We start from the raw sequence: 2,366 nt of genomic DNA on the forward strand, positions 1-2,366 counted from the left end.
GGCGACGCGCTCGCGCAGGCCACCGTCGGGCTCGGCACCGTGACCGACCCCGGGGACGGCCTGCACCTCTCGCGCTGCACCGGCGTCCTGATCGCCCCGGACCTGATCCTCACGGCGGCCCATTGCGTCAACGGCGATCCGCTCGGCTCGCTCGTCGTGTTCTTCCGCGGCAGCGAGCCGGTGAAGCCGGTCCGCACCGCCCGCGTGACCGCGCGCTACAGCCCCGACCCTGGGCAGATGACCTCGAACGTGGTCGACGTCGACCTGAACGCCCTGTCGCTCGACCTCGCCGTCCTGCGCCTCGCCGAGCCGGTGCGCGACCGCGTGCCGGTGCCGCTCGCCACCGATCCGAGCCGGGTGCCCCGCAGCCTGCGCGTCGCCGGGACCGGCGTGTCCGGCCGCACGGTCGGCCGGCTGCGCACGGTCGGCCTGACGCCCGTCGCGGCGTCGAGCACCGGGCTGACGGTCGCCCGCGTGAACGGCGGCCGCGTCTGCTTCGGCGATTCCGGCGGACCCGTGGTCGGGCAGGACCGGCGCGGCCTGTTCGTCTGGGGCGTGGCCAGCGCGGTGCTCTCGCGCCAGGCGCCGTGCGGGAACCTCGTCGTGATCGCCCCGGCGGCGCAGGTCTTCACCAGCCCCGGGATGCGCTGACGCGGCCGTCGCGGTTTTTCGGGCCGCCCATGCAACGGCGGCCCGGCAGCGTCGTTGACCCGGCATTACGTCGTCCTGCGTCGCCCGCGTTCCTGCGTCGCCCTCGTGCCGCCACCTCGGGTCTGGCGGCCCTGCCGAATTCCGCCGTCCTCGATCGCGCGGGTGCCCCATGCTCTACGAACGCCTGCTCGACCTCGCCCCGGGCGCGCGGCTCGAACGCCGCCTCGCCGAGCGCGTCGCCGCCCGGCTCGTGATCGGGCTTCTCCTCGGCCTTCCCCTCTGCGCGGTCGCCGCCTTCGTCCTCGTCGCCGGCGCGGTCCACGCGGTCTTCGCCGCGATCTGGGATGCGGGACGGGTCGCGGGCCTGCGCCTCCGAGACGGGTTCGAAGCCGTCTCGCCGCGCTGAAGCCGGACGCAGGCCGTCCCACCGGGAACGCCCGGTCGCATCCGGGGTTGGTAGCCGCGCCGCGGTGGTGCGCGTTTGCCTGGCGCCCTTGCCGGCCCCTCTGACTGGACGACGGCTCCCCTCGATGCAGGATCGCACCTCCGAGAGCACACCCGCGAGCACCTTGGCGCTGACCCTCGGGATGCTGCGCGAGTCGAGCCGCCTCGTCGGGCGCACGCTCGACCTCGCGCGGACCGAAATCGACGGCAACATCCGCGCACTGATCGGCCTGCTCGCGCTTCTGGGAACGATCGTCGTGCTGCTCGTCGCGGCGTTCTTCGTCTTCCTCGACGCGATGGTGAAGGCGCTCACGGTGCTCATCGGCTCCGAGGTCGTGGCGGCGCTCGTCGTCGCGAGCCCGTTCCTGGTCGCCGCGGGGCTGCTGGCGGCCGTCGGCCTGCGCCGGATCGCCCGCGCCACCCGGATCGTGCCTCCGAAGGTACGCGGGCAGGCGGCGCTCGCGACCGGTTCCTGACGGGACGCGGCGGGCAAGCCCTTCGGGCCGCCGGGATTCGGCGCGTCGTCGGGGGATGCGGCGGCCGCCGGCCTCGACAAATCCGGCGCGCTGCGCTTCGTGGATGTACCGCGACGCCCGGACGCCCCTCCGCCATGAAACCGATCCTGCCATCAGCCGTCCTGATCCTCGGCTGCATCGCCGTCGCGTCGGCGCAGGCGCCGAAGCCGCGGAGTTCCGACTTCTTCGCGCGCGACGCCGAAGAGCGGCCCGCCAAGCCGAGGGCGTCCGAGTTCTTCTCCCGCGGCGACGCGCCCGCGCCCGCCATCTCCGCCCTCGGTGCCGACGGCCTCGTCGCCGAGGGCGTCCGCCACGTCTCCGGCGCGATGACGCTCACCGCGCCCCGCATCGAGGTGCGCGGCACGTCCCTGACGCGCGAGGACGTCGCCCGGCTCCTCGACCCCGCCGCGCCCGGCGACCTGCGCGAGCGCCTCGCGGCGATGAAGGCCCGCGAGATCGTGGTGCCGGACCTCGCGATCACGCTCGGCTCGGCCGTCGCCAGCCTGAAGGACCTTCGCCTGTCGGATGTCGGCGACGGCCGGATCGGTGCGGTCGTGGTCGGGCCGGGATCGGTCGCCCTCGGGGAGGGCGCAACGCCCGCCCGCGCCGCGTTCGCGCGGTTCGAGACGGCCGGGGTCGACGTCGACCACCTGCTCGCCCCGCTCCTGCCGCACCCGGTGGACGACGCGAGCGCCCTGAAGGCGGCGTTCGTCGGCGCGGCGCTCGCGTCGGCCACCGGGTGCGGCAGGAGCGGGG

4 protein-coding genes are annotated in these 2,366 nt (G+C 75.2%); all 4 read left to right on the forward strand.

What is annotated here, in order from left to right; translation table 11 throughout:
* Positions 1-651 (forward strand): trypsin-like serine protease (locus FV222_RS23355; RefSeq protein WP_147815758.1); only part of this gene is annotated, 651 nt, incomplete at its 5' end.
* Positions 652-820: 169 nt separating this feature from the next.
* Complete coding sequence (locus FV222_RS23360; protein ID WP_147754767.1) at positions 821-1,057, forward strand: hypothetical protein; 237 nt, start codon at positions 821-823, stop codon at positions 1,055-1,057.
* 124 nt (positions 1,058-1,181) lie between these two features.
* Positions 1,182-1,571: a phage holin family protein gene (locus tag FV222_RS23365; RefSeq protein ID WP_187277444.1), complete on the forward strand. Its 390-nt coding sequence runs from the start codon at positions 1,182-1,184 to the stop codon at positions 1,569-1,571.
* Between the two features lie 134 nt (positions 1,572-1,705).
* Positions 1,706-2,366, forward strand: a 661-nt coding sequence (locus FV222_RS23370) for a hypothetical protein (RefSeq protein WP_147815760.1), incomplete at its 3' end; no start/stop codon positions are given.

Source organism: Methylobacterium sp. WL103 (assembly GCF_008039885.1).
Taxonomy (GTDB): domain Bacteria; phylum Pseudomonadota; class Alphaproteobacteria; order Rhizobiales; family Beijerinckiaceae; genus Methylobacterium; species Methylobacterium cerastii.

What these genes read in the sequence shown, in the direction of transcription:
- FV222_RS23360 (WP_147754767.1), top strand. Translation starts at nt 821, where the DNA reads ATGCTCTACGAACGCCTGCTCGACCTCGCCCCGGGCGCGCGGCTCGAA.
- FV222_RS23365 (WP_187277444.1), top strand. Translation starts at nt 1,182, where the DNA reads ATGCAGGATCGCACCTCCGAGAGCACACCCGCGAGCACCTTGGCGCTG.